Annotated in this window: 2 protein-coding genes and 1 pseudogene; all 3 read left to right on the top strand. The window is 65.1% G+C overall.

Translation table 11 applies throughout. From position 1 onward, the window contains the following. Nucleotides 1–91 precede the first annotated feature (91 nt). Nucleotides 92–298: a plasmid repression protein F gene (gene urfF, locus R8N49_RS24585; RefSeq protein WP_007857788.1), complete on the top strand. Its 207-nt coding sequence runs from the start codon at nucleotides 92–94 to the stop codon at nucleotides 296–298. A 30-nt stretch (nucleotides 299–328) separates the two neighbouring features. Continuing rightward, entirely contained in the window at nucleotides 329–1168 is an 840-nt protein-coding gene (locus tag R8N49_RS24580; RefSeq protein ID WP_169573183.1) for a helicase RepA family protein, read from the top strand. Beyond that, nucleotides 1155–1436, top strand: a pseudogene (gene repC, locus R8N49_RS24575) (replication protein C, IncQ-type); the annotation flags it as partial. The gene R8N49_RS24580 and the pseudogene repC, both read left to right, overlap by 14 nt. Nucleotides 1437–1551: the final 115 nt, after the last annotated feature.

Genomic DNA, 1551 nt, shown 5'->3' with positions numbered 1-1551 from the left:
GATATGGCCAGCCTTAACCTTGACGGCTGCACCTTGTCCTTGTTCCGCGAAGACAAGCCTTTCGGCCCCGGCAAGTTTCTCGGTGACTGATATGAAAGACCAAAAGGACAAGCAGACCGGCGACCTGCTGGCCAGCCCTGACGCTGTACGCCAAGCGCGATATGCCGAGCGCATGAAGGCCAAAGGGATGCGTCAGCGCAAGTTCTGGCTGACCGACGACGAATACGAGGCGCTGCGCGAGTGCCTGGAAGAACTCAGAGCGGCGCAGGGCGGGGGTAGTGACCCCGCCAGCGCCTAACCACCAACCGCCTACACAGGAGGCAAATCAATGGCTACCCATAAGCCTATCGACATTCTGGCGAGCTTCACAGAGCTACCGCCACCGATTGACTACGTACTGCCCAACATGGTGGCCGGCACCGTGGGGGCGCTGGTGTCCCCCGGTGGGGCCGGCAAGTCCATGCTGGCCCTGCAACTGGCCGCACAGATCGCAGGCGGCCCCGACCTGCTGGACGTGGGCGAGTTGCGCACCGGCCCGGTGATCTACCTGCCCGCCGAAGACCCGCCCACCGCCATACATCACCGCCTGCACGCATTGGGGGAACGCCTGACCGACGAGCAACGGCAAGCCGTGGCTGACGGTCTGCTAATCCAGCCGCTGATCGGCAGCCTACCCAACATCATGGCCCCGGAGTGGTTCGACGGCCTCAAGCGAGCCGCTGAGGGACGCCGCTTGATGGTGCTGGATACCTTGCGCCGGTTCCACATCGAGGAAGAGAACGCCAGCGGCCCCATGGCGCAAGTGATTGGCCGCATGGAGGCCATCGCCGCCGATACCGGGTGCTCTATCGTGTTCCTGCACCATGCCAGCAAGGGCGCGGCCATGATGGGCGCAGGCGACCAGCAGCAGGCCAGCCGGGGATCGTCCGTGCTGGTGGATAACATCCGCTGGCAATCGTACCTGTCCGGCATGACCACCGGTGAGGCCGAGGAATGGGGCGTAGACGACACGCAGCGGCCCTATTTCGTCCGCTTTGGAGTCAGCAAGGCCAACTATGGGGCACCGTTCAAAGACCGCTGGTTCAGGCGGCATGACGGCGGGGTACTCAAGCCCGCCGTGCTGGAAAAGCAGCACAAGAGCAAGGGGGTGCCTCGTGGCAAAGCCTAAGAACAAACACAGCCTCAGCCACGTCCGGCACGACCCGGCGCACTGTCTGGCCCCCGGCCTGTTCCGTGCCCTCAAGCGGGGCGAGCGCAAGCGCGGCAAGCTGGACGTGACGTATGACTACGGCGACGGCAAGCGGATCGAGTTCAGCGGCCCGGAGCCGCTGGGCGCTGATGATTTGCGCATCCTGCAGGGGCTGGTGGCCATGGCCGGGCCTAGTGGTCTGGTGCTAGAGCCAGAACCGGAGACCCCCGGCGGGCAGCAGCTCCGGCCACCCCCTCACCGAGGAGACCACCATGACATCCGGCCCCCGCGTCGTGCGCGCCCCCCGCGGTTCCCAATTGCACTGCCTCAACTGGCAGATCGAAGCGGCCTACCGCATGATC

The organism is Vibrio sp. 1978 (genome assembly GCF_033344345.1).
The sequence above is the reverse complement of the archived record's forward strand: the minus strand, read 5'-3'. Positions and strand labels throughout refer to the sequence as shown.